The 22,571-nt window shown below is 66.1% G+C and carries 15 protein-coding genes and 1 pseudogene; 6 read left to right on the top strand and 10 right to left on the bottom strand.

Features of this window, described 5'->3' with window-relative positions:
• Positions 1-30 precede the first annotated feature (30 nt).
• Positions 31-216 (bottom strand): annotated as a pseudogene (locus MKW15_RS21015) (helix-turn-helix domain-containing protein); the annotation flags it as partial.
• Between the two features lie 486 nt (positions 217-702).
• Entirely contained in the window at positions 703-1,767 is a 1,065-nt protein-coding gene (locus MKW15_RS21010) for a cupin domain-containing protein (RefSeq protein ID WP_240861734.1), read from the bottom strand.
• Positions 1,768-2,114: 347 nt separating this feature from the next.
• Between MKW15_RS21010 and MKW15_RS21005 the strand changes: the two genes are divergently transcribed.
• Positions 2,115-2,462, top strand: a complete 348-nt coding sequence (locus MKW15_RS21005; protein ID WP_240861732.1) for a hypothetical protein — start codon at positions 2,115-2,117, stop codon at positions 2,460-2,462.
• Positions 2,463-2,736: 274 nt separating this feature from the next.
• On the opposite strand, the gene MKW15_RS21000 is transcribed toward MKW15_RS21005, so the two are convergent.
• The 5 genes from MKW15_RS21000 to MKW15_RS20980 all read right to left on the bottom strand — a co-directional run bounded on the left by MKW15_RS21000 (position 2,737) and on the right by MKW15_RS20980 (position 8,554).
• The gene (locus MKW15_RS21000; RefSeq protein WP_240861730.1) at positions 2,737-4,332 is read right to left on the bottom strand and encodes a hypothetical protein; all 1,596 of its coding nucleotides are present in this window, start codon (positions 4,330-4,332) and stop codon (positions 2,737-2,739) included.
• Between the two features lie 182 nt (positions 4,333-4,514).
• On the bottom strand, positions 4,515-5,429 hold the full coding sequence (locus tag MKW15_RS20995; RefSeq protein WP_240861729.1) for a sugar phosphate isomerase/epimerase family protein: 915 nt from the start codon (positions 5,427-5,429) through the stop codon (positions 4,515-4,517).
• Positions 5,430-5,439: 10 nt separating this feature from the next.
• The gene (locus MKW15_RS20990) at positions 5,440-6,345 is read right to left on the bottom strand and encodes a sugar phosphate isomerase/epimerase family protein (RefSeq protein WP_240861727.1); all 906 of its coding nucleotides are present in this window, start codon (positions 6,343-6,345) and stop codon (positions 5,440-5,442) included.
• Between the two features lie 20 nt (positions 6,346-6,365).
• Positions 6,366-7,367, bottom strand: a complete 1,002-nt coding sequence (locus MKW15_RS20985) for a Gfo/Idh/MocA family protein (protein WP_240861736.1) — start codon at positions 7,365-7,367, stop codon at positions 6,366-6,368.
• A gap of 5 nt (positions 7,368-7,372) precedes the next feature.
• Positions 7,373-8,554, bottom strand: a complete 1,182-nt coding sequence (locus MKW15_RS20980; protein ID WP_240861725.1) for a Gfo/Idh/MocA family protein — start codon at positions 8,552-8,554, stop codon at positions 7,373-7,375.
• Positions 8,555-8,674: 120 nt separating this feature from the next.
• Here MKW15_RS20980 and MKW15_RS20975 point away from each other — a divergent pair, with 120 nt between their 5' ends.
• Both MKW15_RS20975 and MKW15_RS20970 read left to right on the top strand, forming a co-directional pair.
• Positions 8,675-9,724: a LacI family DNA-binding transcriptional regulator gene (locus tag MKW15_RS20975; RefSeq protein WP_240861723.1), complete on the top strand. Its 1,050-nt coding sequence runs from the start codon at positions 8,675-8,677 to the stop codon at positions 9,722-9,724.
• A 19-nt stretch (positions 9,725-9,743) separates the two neighbouring features.
• Positions 9,744-11,282: a DUF7782 domain-containing protein gene (locus MKW15_RS20970; RefSeq protein ID WP_240861719.1), complete on the top strand. Its 1,539-nt coding sequence runs from the start codon at positions 9,744-9,746 to the stop codon at positions 11,280-11,282.
• Between the two features lie 199 nt (positions 11,283-11,481).
• Here the strand turns inward: MKW15_RS20970 and MKW15_RS20965 are convergent, their stop codons facing one another.
• The 3 genes from MKW15_RS20965 to MKW15_RS20955 form a co-directional block, all read right to left on the bottom strand.
• Positions 11,482-12,648 carry a trans-sulfuration enzyme family protein gene (locus tag MKW15_RS20965; RefSeq protein WP_240861716.1) on the bottom strand — a complete coding sequence of 389 codons (1,167 nt, stop codon included), beginning with the start codon at positions 12,646-12,648 and terminating at the stop codon, positions 11,482-11,484.
• A complete protein-coding gene (gene opgC / locus MKW15_RS20960) occupies positions 12,645-13,766 on the bottom strand; it encodes an OpgC domain-containing protein (protein WP_240861714.1) in 1,122 nt (373 codons plus the stop codon). The genes MKW15_RS20965 and opgC overlap by 4 nt, the downstream gene beginning before the upstream one ends.
• Before the next feature lie 81 nt (positions 13,767-13,847).
• Complete coding sequence (locus tag MKW15_RS20955) at positions 13,848-15,635, bottom strand: AMP-dependent synthetase/ligase (protein WP_240861712.1); 1,788 nt, start codon at positions 15,633-15,635, stop codon at positions 13,848-13,850.
• Positions 15,636-15,878: 243 nt separating this feature from the next.
• Between MKW15_RS20955 and MKW15_RS20950 the strand changes: the two genes are divergently transcribed.
• From MKW15_RS20950 to MKW15_RS20940, 3 genes are all read left to right on the top strand, one after another.
• On the top strand, positions 15,879-17,681 hold the full coding sequence (locus MKW15_RS20950) for a DEAD/DEAH box helicase (protein WP_240861710.1): 1,803 nt from the start codon (positions 15,879-15,881) through the stop codon (positions 17,679-17,681).
• 175 nt (positions 17,682-17,856) lie between these two features.
• Positions 17,857-18,189, top strand: coding sequence for a rhodanese-like domain-containing protein (locus MKW15_RS20945; protein ID WP_240861707.1), 333 nt, complete (start codon positions 17,857-17,859; stop codon positions 18,187-18,189).
• 76 nt (positions 18,190-18,265) lie between these two features.
• Positions 18,266-22,423, top strand: a complete 4,158-nt coding sequence (locus MKW15_RS20940) for an AAA domain-containing protein (protein ID WP_240861691.1) — start codon at positions 18,266-18,268, stop codon at positions 22,421-22,423.
• Positions 22,424-22,571: the final 148 nt, after the last annotated feature.

Raw genomic sequence — 22,571 nt, 5'->3', positions numbered from 1 at the left:
ACTTTGGAGGGAGTATGGAAACTCGGCTGCCTAGTCGTCCAACTCGATGTTTTTGAGATCGTCGCGGTCAACAACGTCGAGCTTCATGCATGCGCGATAGATATGCCCCTCGACAGTGCGAATCGATACTGTCAAGATGTCCGCGATTTCATTTGTGGACTTTCCCGCTTTCACGAGGTCTACAACCTCTCGTTCGCGAGTCGTAAGCGGTAGGGAAGATTGGTCATCGACGACCTTCAACGTACTCAACCATCGTTGTCCCGGGCCCAGCGTGCGAAGGGTGTCGCCCCAGGGGAACTTAACAGCTTCTATTGGTACGTAGGCGGCAATCGCCACGCTATTTGCAGCGTTAAACAATTAGCAGGTTCTGTGGTAGTACGTTATCGATCTTTGATCGGCGCGTGTGGCAGGTGTGATTGGTGTGCATTACTGAGGTGAAAATCCGGCAGTGAAATGTCAATTGTAACCTTTATATTGGCTATATCGAGTCTGTGCTAACAAGAGGTGGTGAGCGCTGTGCACAGGTGTCACGGCGGTGTCACAAGCCCCGTGACACGGTGTGACCGCTGTTGACCCCGCCGCAGGTCAGGGATGTGTGCGAGAGCGCTAACAGTGGTCGTGTACTGGATTTAGGTTCCAGTACTACGGAGGTTCAAGTAGCCCTCTCGCGCACCACTGCATCTGGGGACTGGCTCCGCGACCTCAGACCTCGCCCACAGCGTGCTCGTCCACCGGATTGATGCGACGCACGATCAGCGGGTCCTGGTTGGTGAACGGAAAGTCCGGCAGATCGTCGATGTGGGTGTCGAACGTCGCGGCCAGCACTTCGCGGGAGTAGGCGCTGATCGACGCCCGGTATCCGATGTCGCCCGGCGTGGGTTGGTCGAAGAAGATCAGGAAGTGGAGGTCGGGTGCGTCGACCACCTCGATGTGGTGGGGATAGGCGCGTGGGACGAAGTAGACGTCGCCGCGCTGGAGATACCAGGTGTCGAGGGTGCCGTCGGGATTCATGATCGTCATGCGTGCGGAGCCGGAGTGGACGTAGCCCATCTCGGCGGTGACCGGATGCCAGTGCGGCTCGCGCATGCCATCCTCGCGGATGCGCAGTGAGTACATCGACAGATCCGTGAGGGCCGGCCAGAACTGTTTGCGTGCGGTGTGTGCCGAGCCGAATCCGGCGTCGACGGCTGCGCCGAGGCCTTCCAGGTCCAGCTTGTGCGGATCGTTGAATCCGGCGTTCGACGGAATGACCGGATCACCCACGCGCGCAGCGAGTTTGCGGTCGACGGTGCTGCGTCGAATCTTTGCGAAGTCGCTTGCGGGGAGATCGTAGGTGTTGCCGAGTACCGCGTCGGTCATCGCGCCGAACGCGGCACCCAACCCAAAGTCTTCGGGCCGCTCGCTACGGAATGCGAGCACGAACTCGGCCGGCTCGTCGCCGATGTTCTCGATGTGATGCAGTGCGCCGGAATCGATGTGGAACATCTCGCCCGCGGTCACGGTGAAACTGGAGAACGAACTGTGGTCGTCGAGAACCGACACGAGTGAGGTACCCGAGACGCAGTAGGTGAGTTCGTTGCAGTTCGCATGCCAGTGTGGAGTACGCATCGCGCCGGGATTGATGACGATGCGCTTGATCGACAGCCCGCGCAGGATGGGGAACTCGTCGGCGGTGATGCGTCGGATCGAACCGAAATCGGACTCTTCGACGAGGTCGCCGTCGAGCAGCGACGTCGCGTGGGTGCCGTGCCGGGTGGGTGCTGCCATGATCGGCTCCGATTCTGCGAGAGGGGTTGGGCCACACAGTAGATCAATCGGTCACGGTGGGAGCGCGGATCGGCGTCCGTCGAACGGGAGAACCCTGTGCGAAGCAGCGCTGCATGTCCGGCGCACGTGTGACGATTCCGACGGAAGTCCACCCGCAAAGTTCAACAGACACGACAGGAGCCGACATGGGTTGGAACAGATGGGCAAGCAGAGCGGCGTTTCGAGCCGGAGTTGGAGCGTTACTACTGGGGGCGGGGATCGGGACCGCGCTCGTGGCACCGGGGCAGGCGACGGCGGCGCCTCGACCGGTCGACGAGGGTTCTGTCTCGGCAGGGATTCTCAGCCATGTGCCGGGTCGGCAGGACGTTGCCTCGCCGTACGTTGGCACCTGGGGTGGGCACGGCCGCGGTATCAACATCTACGCCAACGGTTTCGCGAAGGTCTCGGTCGCGTCGGGCGCCTCCAACTATGAGAAGTGGGATGCCCGCTGGCGACCCGCCGGCCGCGGCATCGTCGTGACGTTCGTCCGACGCACCGAGAGCGCCGGCGATGTGGGGGCGGGTATCCACCGAGGCACCAAGTGGTACGGCTCGCTCAAGCGGGTCCGGGGCTACACAGTGCTCGAGTTCGACCGACTGCCGGGTGTGTACTGGTGCACTCGGGCAGGTAACAACGCGGGACTCTGCGGGGCGTGATCCGTATGAAGTTGGGGCCGGAAGTCGGCCCCAACTTCAAACGGATGGGCGAGCTTCGAAGCACCTGGTGAGAGGACATTGTCGTCTCGCCAGGCCCTTCGAGGCTCGTCGCTTGCGCTCCTCGCACCTCAGGGAGCGGATAGGAGGCTCCTCGCACCTCAGGGAGCGGATAGGAGGCTCCTCGCACCTCAGGGAGCGGATAGGAGGCTCCTCGCACCTCAGGGAGCGGATACGAGGCTCCTCGCATCTCAGGGAGCGGGTGGAGACTTTCGGGTCAGCGCGCCGGGACGGTCAGGCCAGGGATCTGCGGAAGCAACGGCGCGGGGGTGCGACGTTCCGCGGAACGCCGCGGCGCGGGCGCACGCGATGGGCGCGGACTCGGCGTCGACGCGATGGTCGGGCTGGGCAGGGTGGCGCGATCGCGATTGGCCTCGGCGCCACGACCGGTTCCGGTGGCGTCGTCCTCGCGCAGACACATCGACCGCACGACGTTGTGATAGTTCACCAGGCCGTAGGTGAGGGGGAGTCCGGCGAAGACGGCGATGACCTTGGTGGGCGACAGAAAGCCGACCGTCGGGGTGCCCAAGACTTGACCCTCGACGAGCCCGCCCACCGTGCTGAACAGCCACAACGACAGGTAGTAGCTGTAGTACGCCGCGGTGAGTGACTTCGTGACGGTCAGATCCGCCAGGGGCACGGTCGCGGCGAGATTGTCACCCTGCGCAATGTTGTGATTGAGGCCGATGACGACTTCGAGCGGTGCACCACCGATGTAGGGCACCAGGGCGCCGATATAGTCGACGATCACCTCGGCGGCGCTGAAGTCGGCCGGATCGGCGGGAATGATGTTGAGCGGGATCTGCGTCGTGCGCATCGTCGCCATGATGCGGTTGCCGGCCGATCGGATCGCGCTGCGCTCCGCATCGGTGCGGACCATGCGCTGTGCGTAATCGGTGGTGCGCGCAAGGATTCGGCTCAACGTGAGATCGCTGATGGGGTGGCAGGTCTCTTCGTCGGTGAGGGCGAGCTGATTGGCGGTCTCTTGGATGATCGGTGCGATCGGAACGTCGAAGCGGAGGTTCTTGCTGGGTCGTCCCGCCTGGTCCCGCTGCTCGGCGGTCACCCGCGCGACGCACTGATTGACGAGGGAACTCGAGATCGCCTGATAGAGCCGGAGCGCTCCGAGCTGACCGCCCAGCGTGACGATGCTGATGAGGGTGTTGTAGGTGATGTAGCCCGCGAACGACTCGAGCGCAGTGCCCGTCAGTGGGCTGCCCAGGAACGGCACCAAACCCGCGCCGACGCGGGCGGGAGCGATCACCGTCGCGAACAGGTAGATGAAGGCCGTCTCCACGGCCTGGCTCACGGTGATGTCGCCGAGTTCGATCGCCTCGCCCTGCCGGCCGTCGCGGATCTTCAGCAGGTTCGAGATGATCAACTGCGAGATGGGTGCCCGGTATTTGAGCGCCTTGTCGTCCCGGTCGGCACCGAGCGACTGCGGATCCTCGGACACGGCGAGCGTCGACACCCCGATCCGCTTCATGTCCCGATGTGCCTGGGCGCGCTGCGCGTTGGCCGCGGCCTTGAGCTGGGGCGGGAGGGTGGGGTAGATCGACTCGAACAGCGAGTCGTAGACGACCGCCAGCGTGGTGAACTCGCCGCTGACGCAGACGGTGGCCTTGCCCTCGTTCTCGGTCAGCGGCTTCAACAGCGACCGCTTGGACTCCGCGATCCGGTCCTGACGCTCCTGGTAGGTTTCCGCCTTGCGCTGGGCCGGAGTCTTCTCGGCGCGCGCGACGGTGCTGGTCAGCCCCGAGTACGGCGTCCCGGTGACCACCGCGGCCGACCCGTTGGCCGTGGCAGTCGCCATACAGAATGCGCACAGTGTTGCTGTTGCCGTGACTCGGACGAACCACCTCCGCCGCCGCCCGACCGCCTGGCGTTCCACCTGCACTCTGTGTACCCCGCGCTCTCACTCACCCTGTCAGACGAGCAGCCCCGAAATTCGGACTTAGCATAGCCTGAGTGAGTCCCGCGTCAGTGTGCAGTGGGTCACCCGCCGCGGTACTTGTTCACGTACTCGTTCATCGTGGCGAGCTGGTACCTCGACACCTCGTGAGCGCTCTCGTTCTCGGCGAACACGCTCGAGACCATCACCGAGTCGTCGCGGTCATAGAAGCCGATCTCGCCGAGCGTCGAGAAGAACTCATCCCAGTCGACGTCGCCGTCGCCGATCTTCAGATGCTGATGCACGCGCACAGCATTTCCCGGCGGATTGGTGATGTACCGAAGCCCATGTGACGCATGGTGATCCATGGTGTCGGCGACGTGGACCAGGCGCAGCATGTCACCAGCAGCGGTCATGATCTCGCGCATGTTCCCGCCGGCACTCGATTGGCCCGCTCGCTCCGCTCCCGGCGCCATATGAAAGCTGTGGCAGGCCACGAAGACCATCCCGATATTGCGTGAGTTGACCCCGCGGATCACCCGGAGCGCCGCCAATCCGTCTTCGACGAAGTCGTCCGGGTGCGGATCGATGCGAACGTCGATGCCTTCGCGCTCGATGATCGGCAACAGCTCCTCCATCGACCGGTAGAAGGCGCGCTCGGACTCCTCGGCCTTCTCCGGGCGGCCGGAGAACTCGGTGTTCATCACGTTCACCCCGAGGTCGACGGTGATCTGGATGGCCCGCTTCCAATACCGCACGGCCGCCTCGCGGGCGTCCTCGTCGGGTCCCGACCACCGCAACACCGGCAGCACCGACGCGATGCCGACGCCGGCGTCGTCGCACGCTCTCCGAAACTTGGCCACCAGGGCGTCGTCGGCCTTGGGGTGATTGAAGAACGGGATCATGTCGACGTGCGGCGTCAACTGCAGGTATTCATATCCCAATTCGGCGACGACGCCGGGCAGTTCCAGCAGCGAGTAGTCGTGGTGGAAGGGGGTCGGATCGAGTGCGACCTTCATGATTGCTCCTTCAGCTGAATCGGACCGCGGGAATGCCACAGCCGCCCAGATACTTTCGGGTTCGCTGGGCGATCGGCAGAGGTGCGTCGACCGAGCACGGGTACATGTCCTGTTCGACGATCGCGAAGATGTCGATGTCGAGTCCGGCCACCGCGTCGAGCAGCGGTGGCATCTCGGGGATGCCGCGCGGTGGTTCGGTCATCGCGCCCAGCTTGACGGCCTCGCCGAAGGGCAGGTCGTCGGCGGCGACCTTGGCGCGCACCTCCTCGTCGACCTGCTTGAGGTGCAGGTACCCGATGCGGTCCGGGTGCTTGGTGATGATGGCGAGATTGTCTCCGCCGCAATAGCTCACATGCCCGGTGTCGAGGCAGAGGTTCACGAACTCGCTGTCGGTGTTCTCCAGGAAGCGGTAGATGTTCTCCTCGGTGTCGACGTGGCTGTCCGCGTGCGGGTGGTATTGCGCACGGACGCCGTACTTCTCGAACATCGCCCGGCCAAGTTCGTTCATGCCCTCGGTCTTCTTGCGCCACTGCTCGTCGGTGAGCACGCGATCCTCGAGGACCGCTCCGGACGCGGGATCGCGCCACATCTCCGGGATCACCACGACGTGCTTGCCGCCGACCGCGGCGGTCAACCTGGCGACGTCCTCGATCTGCGTCCACACCGCATCCCACGAGTCGTCTTGATGCAGATGTTCGAAAACCGTTCCCGCCGAGAGCTTCAGGCCACGGGTACCGAGCTCGTCGAGCAGCTTCTCCGGATCGGTGGGGAGGTAGCCGTACGGGCCGAGTTCGATCCACTCGTAGCCCGACGACGACACCTCGTCGAGGAAACGCGTGTACGGGGTCTGCTGTGGGTCATCGGGAAACCAGACTCCCCAGGAGTCGGGTGCGGAGCCGACGATGATGCTGCTCATGATGTGTGCCTTTCGTGCTTTCAGGATGCGGGGGTGAGGGTGGGGTAGACGATGGTCTCGGCGTTGCCGGTGGACAGCGAGCGTGTCGCCGCCTCCGCGATCGCCTGAGCTTTCAGGGCTTCCGAAAGCGTTGGGCCGATGGGTGTTCCGGTGGACACAGCGGCGACGAAGTGATCCAGGGCGCTGCGGTAGGTGGGCGCGACGCGTTCGAACCAACCTGGGTGCAGGCCGTCCAGGGTCACGCTTGCGCGGCCATAGCGGGTGACCGCGCCGGTGCGCTGCCGGTCGGACTCGGCCATACCGTCGGAGCCGAGCACCTCGATGCGTTCGTCGTAGCCGTAACCGGTGCGGCGGACGCTGTCGATCTGGACCAGGGTGCCGCTGGGCATGCGCAGGGTGACCACCGACGTGTCGACGTCGCCGAGGTCGCTCATCCGGGGGTCGGTGAACACCGAACCCGCGGCGTACACCGACTCCGGGTCTTCGCCGGTGATCCAGCGTGCGAGATCGAAGAAGTGCACGGTCTGATCGCGCATCTGCCCGCCCGACACCGCGATGTAGTCCAGCGGCGGCAGAGCCGGACCGCGGGTGGTCATCCCGACGAGTTCGACGGTGCCGAGTTCGCCCGAGGTGGCCAGTCGGTGCAGTTCGGCGTAGTCGCGGTCGAACCGCCGGTTGAAGTCGACCATCATCGGACGCTCACCACCGACCTCGGCGACGACCTCGGCGGCGTGCGCCAGATCCAGGTCGATCGGCTTCTCGCACAGGCAGGCCAGCCCGGCGGCGGCCGCCGTGCGCAGATGCTGCGCGTGCGTGTCGGTCGACGACGCGATCAGCACCGCGTCGAGGTCGGCCGGGTTCATGGCGTCGGCAAGGTCGAGGACCTGGGTTCCGTGCCGGTCGGCAAGCGCTCGGGCGCGGTCGGCGTCGATGTCGGCGACACCCACGAACTCGACGCCTGGGTGGGCGGCGAGGTTGGTGGCGTGGACGGCGCCGATGAAACCGGCGCCGATGAGGGTCATGCGAATCACGCGGGTACTCCTGTGAGGTTGGTGGTGGCGACCGGTGCCCCGGCCCTGTCATGTGAATCAAGCACGGCAGCAACGAATTCGACGCCGATGAGGCCGTCGCGTCCGGTGGGGAAGGACAATTCGCGCACCGGTGCGTCGAGTCCGTCGCGGTGGGCGGTCAGTGCATCGGCGAGGTCGGCGTAGAAGTTGGCGAACGCCTCCAGGAAGCCTTCCGGGTGGCCGAGTCCGGCCCGGGTGAGGCGCCCGGCTTCGATCGACAGCCGCGGTGACCCCTGGTTGAGCACTGTCTCGACGCCGTCGTGGTCACGAATACGCAGGCGGGTCGGATCGTGGTGATCCCACTCGAGGGCTGCTCGTGACCCGAAGACCCGGATACGCAGTCCGTGGGGATTACCGGTCGCCGCCATGCTCGCCCAGAGCGATGCCTGCGCGCCACCGGTCAGCGCCACGCGCATGGTGGCGTTGTCGAAGACCGCCCGATCCGGGACGAGGGTGTCCAGCTGTGCCGACACCGCGGTGGGTTCCTGCCCGGTGACGAAACGAAGGAGATGCAGGGCGTGGGTGCCGAGGTCGGCGACGACACTGGCCGACCCGCCGATGTCCGGATCGGTGCGCCAGCGCGCCTGCCGGTGTTCGCCCTGCTCGAGGGGACGTGCCGCCCAGCCCGACGCGTGCTCGACCGACACGAACCGGATGTCACCGAGTTCACCGCCGCGTACCCGGTGAGCGGCCTCGCGCACCATCGCGTAGGCCGAGTAGCAGTGTGGGACAGCCAGTATCGCGTCGTTGTCGGCAGCGATACGGACCAGTTCGCGGGCGTCGTCGGCGTGGAGGGTGAGCGGCTTCTCGCAGACCACCGAAATGCCACGCGACAGGAATGCCCGCGTGACGTCAAAGTGGCTGTCGTTGGGGGTGACCACCACGGCCACGTCGATGCCGTCGGGCCGAGAGGACTCGCCCGCGGCCATGTCCTCGTGATCGCGGTAGATGCGGTCGGCCGGTACGCCGAGATCGGCACCCATGCGTGACGACGCAGTGTGGTCGCGACCGAAGACGCCGGCGGTGAGCTCGTAGCGGCCGTCGAGGTTCATGCCCGCCCGGTGTGTCTTGCCGATGTCGGCGCCTTCACCGCCGCCGACCATGCCGGCCCGCAGGCGCGGGCTCGGTGTCTCGGTCATCTGGTTCTACCTTTCGTGTCCCGAATGTGACGTGGTGCGCGGTCTCGTGTGGGACAGTAATGGGACCGGTCCCAATCACCGTACGTGGTACGGGTCACAAGAGCAATAGGATGGTCGATCGTGGCGGACAGTGAACTCACCGACAGCGCCGGCGAGGTACGTCGGGCGGCAACCATCAGAGATGTCGCGGTGCACGCCGGGGTGTCGAAATCGCTGGTGTCGCGCGTTCTGCGCGACGAGCCCAACGTGAGCGACGAACGTCGCGCCCGCGTGCGCGAGGCGATGGCCGAACTCGGGTATCGGCCCAACTCGATCGCTCGCGGACTCTCGCAGTCACGGAGCGGGACGGTGGGCGTCATCATCAACGATCTGCGCAACCCCTGGTACGTCAGCCTGCTCGAAGGTCTCGCGACCTCATTCGACGCGGTCGACATCGCACCGCTGTTGGTCGACGCGCGATTGGACCATCGGGTCGGCCGCGACACCGTCGAAACTCTGCTGTCCCGGCAGGTCGACGGGATCGTGGTGGTCGGAACCACCGATGCCCGAGTCGCGGTGGAGCGGGCTGCCGAGTCGGTCCCGGTGGTCTTGGCCGGCACCCTCGAGCCGGACCTGCCCACCGTCGACATCTCCGTCGACGATGACCTGGCCGGTTCGCGACTTGCCACGACACATCTGCTCGAACTGGGTCATCGGCGGTTGGCTCACCTGCAGGGTCCGGCCAAGGTCGGCACCTTGCGTCGTACGGGCTTCGAGGACGCGATCGCCGAGTTCGGGACCGCCCAAGGCGCGTCGGTCGACCAGGTGGTCGAGTTTGCGGGCATGACCGAGGAGGGCGGCCATTCGGCAACTGCGCGACTGCTGGATTCACCAACGCCGCCGACCGCGATCTTTGCCTTCAACGACATGACCGCACTCGGCGCGTTGTCGGCGGCCGACGAGCGGGGGCTCTCCGTGCCCGGTGACCTGTCGCTCATCGGTTACGACGACACCCAGCTCGCGCGGCTGCGGCACATCTCGCTGACGTCGGTCGACAACGGCAACTTCACGGTGGGTGCCCAGGCCGCGAAGTTCCTGATCCAGCGGATGGAGCGTCCAAGCGCGCCGCAACGGATATATCGACACGCCCCGGGACTCATGGTGCGCCGCACCACCGCGGCACCGCGATAACACTCGATACGCTGTCACCGTGCCACCCAGCGACTTGCCACTGTCCGACACCGCCGTCATCGAACGGCTCGGCGCCGACCTCAGGTCGGCCGGATACACCACCGACGGTGTCGCGGATCTGCTGGGCGAGGAGGCAAATGCTGCTCTTGGTCGGGGAGTGTGGTGGCCCGCCCTGCGAGCGGCCGATGCCGCACCACCGGCACAGGCTCGTCTTGCGACCATCGTCCGATTGTTCATCCTCGGTGCCGATGAGGCCGAAGAGTCGGTGGCGCAGGCATTTCCGTCAAACGGCTGGCATGCGCTGTGGGTCAACAGGGTGATCGACCGAACGGCGACCGGGCGGCTGCGGGCGGCTCTCGACATCCGGCCGCACGGCGACGAGGCCCACGAGTTCCTGGTGATCTCCGATCAGGACGCGGCCATGCGCGCCGCGCCGGTGTCCCACGACCACGTGCTCGGCATCGGTGGCGCGTCGATCTCGTTGGCGCGTGCGATCATTCGTGAACCCGTTGCTCGAGCCCTGGACATCGGCACGGGATGCGGAATCCAGGCGCTGCATCTGAATGCGCACTGCGACGAGATCGTTGCCACCGACACCAATCCGCGCGCCCTCGCGCTCGCGGCGGCCACCGCTGCGATCAACGGCATGCGTTGGGATCTGCGTGCGGGCAGTCTGTTCGAGCCGGTTGCGGGTGAACGCTTCGATCTCATCGTGTCGAATCCGCCGTTCGTCGTCGGGGCCGGCGATCGCGACTACATCTATCGGGATTCCGGGATGGCGGGAGATGCGCTGTGCGAGAGTCTCATCCGCCAGATCCCCGATCACCTCGAACCCGGTGGCACGGCGCAGTTGTTGGCCAACTGGATGATTGCCGACGGTGCCGACTGGCGTGAGCGGGTGGGTGGCTGGGTGCGCGACACCGGACTCGACGCGTGGGTGGTGCAACGTGAGGCCGCCGATCCGGTCGACTACATCTCGTTGTGGCTGTCGGACGCGGGGGAGCGGCCGGAGGAGGCGGCCCGACGCGGCGCGGAATGGCTACAGTGGTTCGCCGAGTCGGGCATCTCCGCGATCGGCATGGGTGTGATCACGTTGCGCGCGCCCGCGTCGGGTCAGCACCGTGCCGCCGACGTCGTGATCGAGGAGATCGCCGGTGCCGGTGAAGAGGTGACCGGCCCGGAGGCGCAGGCCTTCCTCGCGCGCCGTACCTATCTGCGCACCAGCACCGACGAGGAGTTGCTGCGACGGCGGTTGTCGACCGCACCGGTCTTCCTCGAGGAGCAGTCACTACCGGGTGAGGAAGGCTGGCAGCAGGTGTCGGCCACGGTCCGCAGACCCGGCGGTCCCGGCGCGGTTCTCGGCGTCGACGAGGTGTCGCGAGCCCTGCTCGCCGGTTGTCGGGGTGAGGTTCCGCTGGGGGCACTGATCGAGTTGCTCGCGGACTTCCACGACGTCGACGCCGACGCGCTGGCCGCTGCTGCGCTCCCGGTTGTGCGAGAGGCGATTGGTCGGGGGATTCTGTTCGAGGTCTCCAACGCTGCACCTGCCGCTGGCTAGGTGCGAACCCTCGCTGGTCGAGCCGACTCCGAGCCCCCAGGCGAGGCGTCGTGTCGAGACCCCTGGTGAGACAACAATGTCGTCTCACCAGGGGCTTCGAGGCTCGCAGGCTCGCACCTCAGCCATCGGGAGAAGGGCGCCCTCACGGCGCGGTGGTGGGCCACCGAGCGGGTGGTGGGGCAACCGAGCGGAGGTCGCGTCAGCCGAACGTCGCGTCGAGCGCGGAGGTGAGATCGGTCGCGAGGTCGTCGGCGTCTTCGAGTCCCACCGAGAATCGCAGGTGTCCCCAGCGGCGGAAGTCTTCCGGGTAGGCGGCGACCCGCGGACCGTCGGGGCCGACGTGGACGATCAGGGATTCGTCGTGACCGAGCGACACCGCCGACGTGATGATCTTCAGGGACGAGACGAAGCGGTTCTGGGTGGCCGCGTCGCCGCGCACGGCGAACGCCATCATCGCGCCGAACCCCCGACCGTCGAATTGCTTTGCCGCAAGCGCGTGTTGGGGATGCGACGGCAGCCCGGGGTAGGCGACGAAGGCGACCCTCGGATCGTCGTGCAGAACCTGCGCCAAGTGAGCGGCGGTGCGCTGGTGCTGTTGCAGGCGCAGTGGCAACGTGATCGCACCCCGCGCGATCAGCCACGCGTTGAACGGCGAGATGACGCCACCGACGTCGACCATCGCCTCCGCACGAATGCGATCGATGAGGTCAGACCTGCCGAGCACCGCTCCGCCCATCGCGTCACCGTGGCCGTTGATGTACTTCGTGAGCGAATGCACCACCAGGTCGGCGCCCGCGTCCAACGGCCGATACAGCGGCGGGGGAGTAAATGTGGAGTCGATGAGCAGCAGTGCATCGGCGTCATGCGCCAATGCCGCCAACGCAGCGATGTCGGCGACCTTGGTCGTCGGATTGGCGATCGTCTCGGCGACCAGCATCCGGGTCCGCGGTGTGAACGCAGCGGCCACCGCGTCGGCGTCGGCGATGTCGACAAAGGTCGCCTCGATGCCGTGCTTCTGCGGCAGCAGGTGCGACCACAACTTCCAGGTCGCCTCGTAGGTCGTGTCGGATACGACGACGTGGTCGCCGGTCCGTAGGAAGGTGAAGAACACCGCGTGCAATGCCGCCACCCCGGAGGCCAGTGTGACGGCGTCCTCGGCGTGTTCCATGGTCGCCAGTTTTGTTTGCAGCGCAATCTGATTCGCGCCGGTGTTACGGGTGTAGAACAGCTGGTCGGTGCCCGACCAATCCAGCGACGCGGGGTCGTCGGGCAAGCGATACGAGTTGGCCATGGTGATCGGCGTGCGGATCGCCGGGCCGCTCGTGTCGTTGCCGCTGTGCACGCTGACGGTCATGTCGCCGGTCATGTCGGTGCCCCTACTTTCTCGGATCGTCGGTCGGGTTGCTGCGAAAGCAGGATCATCGGAGCGCGGTGCAGCTTGTCGATGCGTGCTGAGCTACGGAACTCCGCCCACCCCCAACAGACCCCGAAGACGAGCAACGCAGCCGAGCAGGTGGTGATCGAGGCCCACGGGCGATGAGCGATGTGGATGGGCACCACGACAAGCGCAATCGCCTGGATGACATAGGAATCCAGGCTTCGCGAACCCGTCATCACCAGCGGACGCAGCCAGTCGCGATGCCACCACCGCAGCAGCAGCCGAAAGAACCCGTAGACCGCGGGAATGGCGATCCACGCGCAGATCGCGCGGGCCGGCCCGAAGTCTCGTTTGTCGGCGAGCGGTGGGTCGGGGAGCGTCCACGGGTCGTAGCCGACGATGAGGTGAATGGCCACCGCCAGCGCGACCGCCCCGACGAGAAGCGGGAACAGGAACTGGTCGATCCTCTCGGCGACACGCCAGCGATCCCAGTTCCAGCCGACGACGACGGCGGGCACGAAGAGTATCTGCCACCCGGCCCAGTTCTCGGTACGCGGCGACGGCATGTAGGACGTGACGTAGAACGGGTCGGGACTCGCGACTTGTGAAAGGGCGTACAGCGCAATGGAACCGAGAAGGATCCACATCCACCACCCGCGCATGAGCATCGGGAACAGCGCGAATGCCGACGCCATCAGCACCATGTACAGCAGCAGGATGTTGCCGCCGGCGGGCAAGTACTGCATGGTGACCGCGAGCCAGATGCCCTGCGCCCAGCTGTCGATCGGCAGCAGCCACGTGAGCCAGCGGTGCCCGGCCATCGCCGCGCCGACAGCGACGAGGGCGATCGTCAGCTGGCAGAGGTAGAGCACTGCCAGCCGTTTGGCCAGACGCACGTAGGCGTAGCGCAGCGTGTGGCGGTCGATCCAGCGTTGGTAGACGATGCCCAGGACGATCCCGGACAACAGCACGAACGCCGACATGCCATCGACGTAGGGGAAGGCGTGCGTCGGCTCGGCAATCGGGGTGGCCCCCGCGAAATGGGCCGCGATCATGCTCCAGATCGCGAGCCCGCGCGTGGCGTCGATCGCCAGGTCCCGTTTCATCGCCCCGCAGCATATGGCATTTCGCCCGGAGAATGCGGACGGCCCCGTACCCCACGGGGATACGGGGCCGACTGATTCTTGTCAGCTGTACAGGTCCGCGATGGCGGTCTTGTAGGCGTCGTGAATCACATTGCGCTTCAGCTTCATCGTCGGGGTCAGTTCACCCGACTCGATGGTGAAGTCGGTATCGAGGATGGTGAACTTCTTGATCGCCTCGGCGTTGGAGACCTTGGCGTTGGCGTCCTTGACGGCCGTGTCGATCTCGGCACGGAGATCGGCGTTGTCCACGAGGTCCGAGATCGGCGTGTCGGCGGGTAGGTTGTGCCGCTCCAGCCACCCGGGGACGGCCTCGGGGTCGATGGTGATCAGCGCACCGATGAACGGCTTGTTGTCGCCGACAACGAGGCATTGGCTGATCATCGGGTGTGCGCGGATCGTGTCCTCGAGTTGCGCGGGTGAGACGTTCTTGCCGCCTGCGGTGACGATCAGTTCCTTCTTGCGACCGGTGATGTAGAGGAAGCCGTCCTCCAACTTGCCGATGTCGCCGGTGTGGAACCAGCCGTCCTTGATGGAGTCGGCCGTCGCCTCGGCATTCTGCCAATAGCCGCCGAACACCACCGGTCCCTTGAGCAGGACCTCGCCGTCGTCGGAGATCGCGACGGTGACGCCGGGAACTGGACGTCCAACCGATCCGACGCGCTGATGGTCCTCGTTGTTGGCGGTCACCGCTGCGGTGGTCTCCGAGAGGCCGTAGCCCTCGTACACCGGAATGCCGACGCCGCGGAAGAAGTGGCCGAGGCGGGCGCCGAGAGGTGCGCCGCCGGAGATGGCGCCCTCGCAGTTGCCGCCGAGAGCCGCACGCAGCTTGCCGTAGACCAGCCGATCGAACAGTGCGTGGCGCAGTTTGAGGCCGAGCCCGATGCTGCCCGCCTCCATGGCCTTGCTGTACTCGATCGCGGTGTCGGCAGCCTTGTCGAAGATCTTGCCCTTGCCGCCGTCGTAGGCCTTCTGCTTCGCGGAGTTGTACACCTTCTCGAACACGCGCGGCACCGACAGCACGTAGTTCGGCTTGAACGTTCCGAGGTCGTCGATGAGATTCGGGATGTCGTTGGTGTGCCCCAGGATCACGCCGTTCTCGACGCAGCCGACGGCGACCACGCGCGCGAACACGTGGGCCAGCGGCAGGAACAGCAGTGTCGATTTACCCTCGGCGAGCCCGGCGCCCACCGCATCGCGGGTGGCCGCGCACTCGGCAATGAAGTTGGCGTGGGTGAGGACGACACCCTTGGGGCGGCCGGTGGTGCCCGAGGTGTAGATGAGTGTCGCGGCGTCCGAGGACAGGGCATTGGCGTGCCGGTTGTCGAGTTCCTCGTCGCCGAGTTTCGCACCGCGCTTGGTGATGGTCGCGAGTGCGTGATCGTCGATCACGAGGGTCTCGCCGAGGGCGGGCGCCTCGTCGATCACCCGGATGTGCCGGGTGTACTGCGGATGATTCTCGACGAACAGCAGTTTGGTCGCGGAGTCCTCGAGGATCCACTGGACCTGGTCGGGCGCGGAGGTCTCGTAGATCGCGACAGTGGTCGCGCCCGCACGCCAGATGGCGTAATCCAGCACGGTCCACTCGTAGCGGGTGGACGACAGGATGGCGACGCGATCGCCCGGCTCCACACCCGAGGCGATGAGGCCCTTGGCGACGGCGTCGACCTCGTCGGTGAAGTGCTTGGCCGTCACGGTGATCCACTGGCCGTTGGAACGCCGCTTGAACAACGGCATCGTCGGCCGTTCGGCCCGATACCGGAGGATGGCGTCGACGGTCGTCGCCTTGTCGTCGACGGTGAGATCCGACGGGGTGGCGTATTGCTGCTGCATGGCGCTCCTGAGACGGGAAACCTGGACAAAACGGACACCGCGCGACCCGCATCGGCGGCCGCCTCGGCGTGTGAGTGGAACCGACAGTACCAGTATCCGTGTGGTTGATCACACAGTGGTCGGAATGACCGAATCCGCTGATCACGGCGGCAATCTGTGCCAATCGCGGGACACATTGCGCGCGATGCCACCTCTCGGGGTCGCGCCGATTAGAGTTGACGTGATGAACGAGACCACCAGCGCATGAGTACCTCGCCAGACAACGCTGCGTCCTCCGACGGCACCCCACCCGGACCCGCCGTCGGAACCTTTGACGACCTGGACATCGATTCACGGGTTCGGTCGGCCATCACCGACGTCGGTTACGAGACCCCGTCGCCCATCCAGGCCGCGACCATCCCGCCACTCATGGCCGGCCGTGACGTCGTCGGACTCGCCCAGACCGGCACCGGCAAGACTGCCGCATTCGCGATACCGATTCTGTCCCGGCTCGAGGGTGCCGGCGACGGGTCGGGCCCGCGTAAGCCGCAGGCACTGGTCCTGGCTCCGACGCGCGAACTCGCGCTGCAGGTGGCGGAGGCCTTCGGCCGGTATTCGGCACACATGCCCGAGGTGCGGGTGCTGCCCATCTACGGCGGCCAGAGTTACGGCGTTCAGTTGTCCGGACTCCGCCGTGGCGCGCAGGTCATCGTCGGTACGCCGGGCCGGGTGATCGATCACCTCGACCGCGGCACCCTCGACATCTCCGAGCTTCGCTTCCTGGTGCTCGACGAGGCCGACGAGATGCTCACGATGGGTTTCGCCGAGGACGTCGAACGCATCCTCGCCGAAACGCCGGACGACAAGCAGGTTGCGTTGTTCTCGGCGACCATGCCCAGTGCGATCCGCCGGCTCGCGCAGCGATATCTGCACGATCCGCAGGAGATCACGGTCAAGGCCAAGACCGCGACCGCGCAGAACATCAACCAGCGGTACTTGCAGGTGTCTCATCAGCGCAAGCTCGATGCGCTCACCAGGTTCCTCGAGGTCGAGACCTTCGACGCCATGATCGTGTTCGTGCGCACCAAGCAGGGCACCGAGGAGCTTGCGGAAAAACTGCGCTCGCGCGGATTCTCTGCGGTCGCGATCAACGGCGACATGGCGCAAGCGCAACGTGAACGCACGATCAACCAGCTCAAGAGCGGCGGCATCGACATCCTCGTCGCCACCGACGTCGCCGCGCGTGGACTCGACGTGGACCGCATCTCCCACGTGGTCAACTTCGACATCCCGCACGACACCGAGTCCTACGTGCATCGCATCGGCCGCACCGGCCGGGCGGGGCGGTCGGGCAACGCGTTGCTGTTCGTCTCACCGCGTGAACGGCACCTGCTGCGCTCGATCGAGCGGGCCACCCGCCAGACGCTCACCGAGATCGGCTTGCCCAGCGTCGAAGACGTGAACGCGCAGCGCGTCGCGAGGTTCGCCGACTCGATCACCGAGAACCTGGCGTCGGACAATCTCGACATGTTCCGCAAGCTCATCGAGAACTATGCGCAGGACAACGACGTGGCGATGGCCGACATCGCAGCTGCGCTGGCACTCGAGACCCGCGACGGCGGTTTCCTGATGGCACCGGATCCGCCCGAAGGTGAGCGTCCGGCGCGCAAGGAACGTGCGCCGCGACGATCGGGCGGGAGTTTCGCCACCTACCGGATCGCCGTCGGCCGCAAGCACAAGGTGTCGCCGGGCGCCATCGTCGGCGCCATCGCCAACGAAGGCGGACTCACTCGGGGTGATTTCGGCAACATCAGCATCCGCGACGATTTCAGCCTCGTCGAGCTGCCTGACGACCTCGACAACGAGACGCTGTCGGCGCTGCGCGACACCCGCATCGGCAAGAACCCGATCGATCTGCGCAAGGACTTTGGTCCCCCGCGGACGCGAGGTGGTGCCAAACGTGGTGCTCAGGGGCCTCGCGGCGGCGGACGTGACGGTCATGGAAAACGCGGCGACAGCTGGGGCAAGCGGGGCAATCCACGTGTCGCGGGTCGACGCAACGGCTGAGCGTGGTCCTCACTTCGCCGTGTGGTGACGTGTGAGCCCTTCTGGTCGCGTGGGACGGAACTTGTCAGATCGAGATATTTCCGTAACCTTTTGGGGTGGGGGAACGACATACCCCCTGAACGCTGTAATCCCCAGCGCGACAACACACACGAGTTACAGGAATGGTGAGTCACCAGTGTCAGTGGTGAATTCGATCTCAGCAGAAGACGCAATCGATCACAGCAGTCACGGCGAGGCCGTGATGGTGGACGCCCGCCCGCAGGTCATGCGGCATCAGGGCAGTCTCCCCGGCGCAGTGGTCGTCGACCCGGTCGATGTGTCGGCACGCTTCACGCCGACCCCGTCGGGAACCTTCCCGGTGGTGCGCAACCCCGACACCGAGATCGCCGTGGTCTCCGTCCGTTCGCAGGCTCCGCGCATCGCCGAGCAGATCGCCGACCTGGGCTACACCAACGTCCGCTACGTCGACGGCGGCTATTCCGCCCTGCGTTCGACGCCTGGCTCCTGACGGCTCGTTCTCTTGAGCGTTCGGCGTCTGACCAGCGGCTTGGTAGCGTAGCCGGGCAGACGCAGGAGGACGACGCATGGAGGACGGCACGAGCGAGCCGCTTCGCGACCAGGTCACGCGCTTGGTGGGGTTCCTCCGTGAGCTGGTTCGATCACGATCGGAGTCGATCTCCGATGTCGAGGCCGCCCCTGGCGTCGTCTGGATCGGGGCCGGAACGGGTGTCGGCGTTCGAGCCTCTGCCGGTCCGGGGCAGGTGGTTGTGCAGGTCGCACCCGGTGAGTCGGGTTACGACGAGTTGGCCAGAGTCACCGGGGAACTCCGCGAGAACCCGGAGACCCTTGAGTTGGTGCTGGCCAATGCGCTGCTCACGGTGGTCGAGAACGAGAACGACACCACGCCGCTGATCCGCGAGCACCTGCTCACCCAGGAGGTCCTCGCAGAGCGGGATGACGACGACACGATCCGCGTCACGCCGGGTGCCGGTTCTGCCCCGATGGTGCACGACACCCACTTCCTGGCCGCGATCGACGGCATCGATCTGTCCGCCGCAGTCAAGGCGCGCCGCGCACTGACCGAGCAGCCCACCGTGGTGGGTAACAAGGTCACCGATCTCGTCGCCGATTGGATGAGCCGGATCGACGTCGACACCGAGAAGGTGTCGGTGGCGCTCGACATGCGGCCCGCCATCGTGCTGCGTCAACGGGGTACCGGTGCGGCACTCGCCTTCTACGACGCAATCCTGACCGACCTCCGAAACCCCGACATCCCGGTGCCGATGGGCCTGACCCAACTGGTGCGGCCGATCGAGGCCGACGAACGGTTGAGCGCCCTCGTCGAGTCGGGTGCGATGAGCGCCGACGAATTGGTGCGCGGCGCATTGTTCGGCCTGCCGTCCAACGTCGAACAGCGCGACGTTCTCGGTCGGCTCGGCGTCGACAGTGGCGTTGTGGTCGAAGGACCGCCCGGCACCGGCAAGACGCACACAATCGCGAACGTGATGTCGGCACTGCTGGCCAAAGGGCAGCTTGTCCTCGTGGTCAGCGAGAAGTCGCACGCGCTGCACGTGCTGCGCGACATGCTGCCCGACGAGATCCGCGACCTCACGGTCTCGATCGCCGATGTCAGCAAGGACGGTTTCGACGCTGTCGTGCGCGGCGTCGAGGCCTTGGCCGAACGCAAGTCCGCCTATTCGGCCCCGGTTGCCGACGCCGAGATCGAAGACCTCGTCGCGCGTCGCGAGCACGTGATGTCCCGCCGCGAGACCACGCTGCGCGAGCTGTGGGAACTGCGTGCCGCGGAAACCGTCGTGCACGACTGGGTGGCCGGTGACTATCGGGGCACGGCAGCCGACGTGGTTCGGCAGGTCCTCGCCGACGCCGATCGATTCGAGTGGTTGCCCGGACCCATCGACGGTGGCGTACCGCCGCTCGATACCGACGAGTTCGGGCGGTTTGTCGACTTGCTTCGTGCCACCGGCGGCTCGACTGCGCGTCTCGCGCAGCGTTTCCCGGACCTCGCCGACCATCTGCCCGACCCGGCGGTGATGGACCGGATCTGCGCACGCATTGCCTCGCGGCCGCACGAACCGATGACCGGGACCGGGTCGCTGCTGTCGGTACTCGACGGCGTCGACAGTGACCGCCTGATCCGTATCAAGGAACTCTGCGAACACCTCGCGATTGCCTCCACCGAAGTGCAGACCTTCCCGGCGCCCATCGTCGACATGGCCGACCGGCTGCTCGCCGGGCAGGCGTCACATCTGTGGTCGCGCGTGACCACCCTGTCGCCGATCATCGCCGACGCCGCGCGGCGTGATCGCGAACTCGGCGCGCATGTCGTCGTCGTGGACGGTGCCGGGCCGGGGAGCGCCACCCTCTTCGACACGGCGGCCGATCACCTGAGGGGCGGCGGTCATTGGCGTGGCAGGCTGCGGCGATCCGCCGAGCAACGGGCGGTCGAAGAGTCGTCGGTGCGGGCCACGGTCGACGGCCAGGTGCCCTCCGACGAGCGGTCGTTGCGGCTGGTCGCCGACCACCTGTCGGTGGTGGAGGCCGTGCATCAGGCACACCGGCTCCTCGCAGACCTCCACGTGCCGGTCGACACCTCGGGGTCGCGGTCGTCGCAGCTCAATCAGCTTGTGCGGCTGGATAATCAGCTGGCCTGGATCTCCGACCTGGTGACCGGACGGGATCGGCTCGTCCGTGAACTCGAGGCGATCAGTCCGGGCGGTCCGCGGCCGCGCAGCGTTGCCGAGGTGGCCGCGGTCGCGCGGCAGGCACGACTGATCGCGGCCACCAACGACGCGGTGCTCGCCGAACACGAGCTCGCGGACTGCGCCTACGCCTTGTCGGCCGAGATCGAACGTGGACCGTCGGCCGAGGGTGACGATCTGGTGTCGGCGCTGGCGAATGCCGACGCGGAGTCGATTCGCTCCGCGCGACGGGCTTTCGTGGCAGCTCGCGCCGAACGCGACGATCAGATCGCGCTCGACCTGCTCACCCTGAGGCTGCGCGGCAAGGCGCCTGCGCTGTACGCGGAGGTGGCCGCAACCGCCGACGACCCACAGTGGGACGAGCGGGTTCGCGATCTCGCGCCGGCGTGGTCGTGGCGCCGAGCACACACGTGGGTGTCGGAGAACAACGATCCGGGACGGCAGGAGCGTCTGCAGGCCGAACTCGACGGCATCGAGGTCGACCTCGCCCAGGTGACCACCCGTCTGGCGGCCGCACGAGCGTGGCGGTACTCCATCGAGCGGACGACGGTGGCACAGACGCAGGCGCTGCAGTCCTACCGTGACCACATGATCAACCTGGGCAAGGGATCGGGCAAGCACGCCAACCGTTTTCGTATCGCGGCGCGCGCCGCGATGGCCGAGGCAGCCGCCGCCGTGCCCGCGTGGATCATGTCGACAAGTCAAGTCGCCCAAACACTTCCACCGAAAGCCAATTCGTTCGATGTCGTGATCGTCGACGAGGCGAGTCAGGCCGACATCACCAGCGTCTTCCTGTTGTGGCTGGCGCCGCGCGTCATCGTCGTCGGCGACGATCGGCAGTGCGCGCCCACAGGTCTCACCGGCACCACGCTCGACGACGCATTTGCCAAACTCGACGCCGAACTACCCGACCTGCCCGGATATCTGCGAGATGGTTTGACGCCGCGATCGAGCCTGTTCTCGTTGCTGCGCAGCAGATTTGGTCACCTGGTGACACTTCGCGAGCACTTCCGGTGTATGCCCGAGATCATCGAATACTCCTCGCAGCAGTTCTACCAGGGAACACCGCTCATCCCGGTCCGCCAGTTCGGCGCCAACCGGCTCGACCCGCTGCGCTCGGTGCGGGTGGACGCGACAGCCTCCGGGCAGGGGGCAGCATTGGTCAACGAGGCCGAGGCGCAGGCCATTGCCGACACGGTCGCCGCATGTCTCGCCGATTCCGCCTACGACGGAGCCGATTTCGGCATCATCGCGCTGCAGGGCACCAAGCAGGTCGACGTCCTCGAGCGTGCGCTTCGCGATACCATTGACCCTGAGCACTGGCGAGATCGTCGCATCCGGGTGGGATCCCCACCGGATTTCCAGGGCGACGAACGTTCCGTCATCTTGCTGTCGATGGTCGTCTCGGACCCGGCCGCGATCACCGCGCTCACCCGGGCCGAGTCGCAGCGTCGCTTCAACGTCGCGGCGTCTCGCGCGATGGATCAGCTGTGGCTGTTCCACTCGGTCGATCTGGACGAGTTGCGCCGCAACGATCTTCGCTACTCGCTGCTCGGCTACCTCGAGGCCAACGCGGGACCGACGATCTCGCCGATGCCCGACGATGTTCCTGATGACAAGCGTGTGGAGCCCTTCGACAATCTGCTCGAGCAGCGGGTGTTCAACCGGCTGGCGTCGCTCGGCTATCACGTCACGCCCAAGGTGGTCGTGAACAACCGGGTCATCGATCTCGTGGTGATGGGCGCCGACGCGCGGATGGCCGTCGAATGCGACGGCGCGCAATTCCGCACCACGGGTCGTCAGGCCCGGTCGGACCTGGAGCGAGAACGCGAACTGCGTCGCTGCGGTTGGGAGTTCGCCCGCGTGCGGGAATCGGAGTTCGAACTCGACCCGGACGGTGTGATCGCGCGCGTCACCGCGGCACTCGACGCACGGGGCTGCAAGCCGGGGTCGGTGTCCTCGATCGCGGTCGCGGGGCAAGCGGATGCCTGGGAGCCCATCGACCTGACCGCGGGGGACTGACGTCCTATCGCCTCTGATCCGAAGAGCTAGGTGACCGCCCCGCTGACCTGGGAAAATACGTCGGAGTCGTGCTCGCAAAATCTCGGGGAAGAGTTTCTTCCCCGAGGTTCGTAGTCGTCCGCGAGAATTTTCTGGGGGAGGACTCCAA

It is taken from the genome of Gordonia gummivorans (genome assembly GCF_022513585.1).
Taxonomy (GTDB): domain Bacteria; phylum Actinomycetota; class Actinomycetes; order Mycobacteriales; family Mycobacteriaceae; genus Gordonia.
This window is presented reverse-complemented; position numbering and strand designations above follow the sequence as displayed.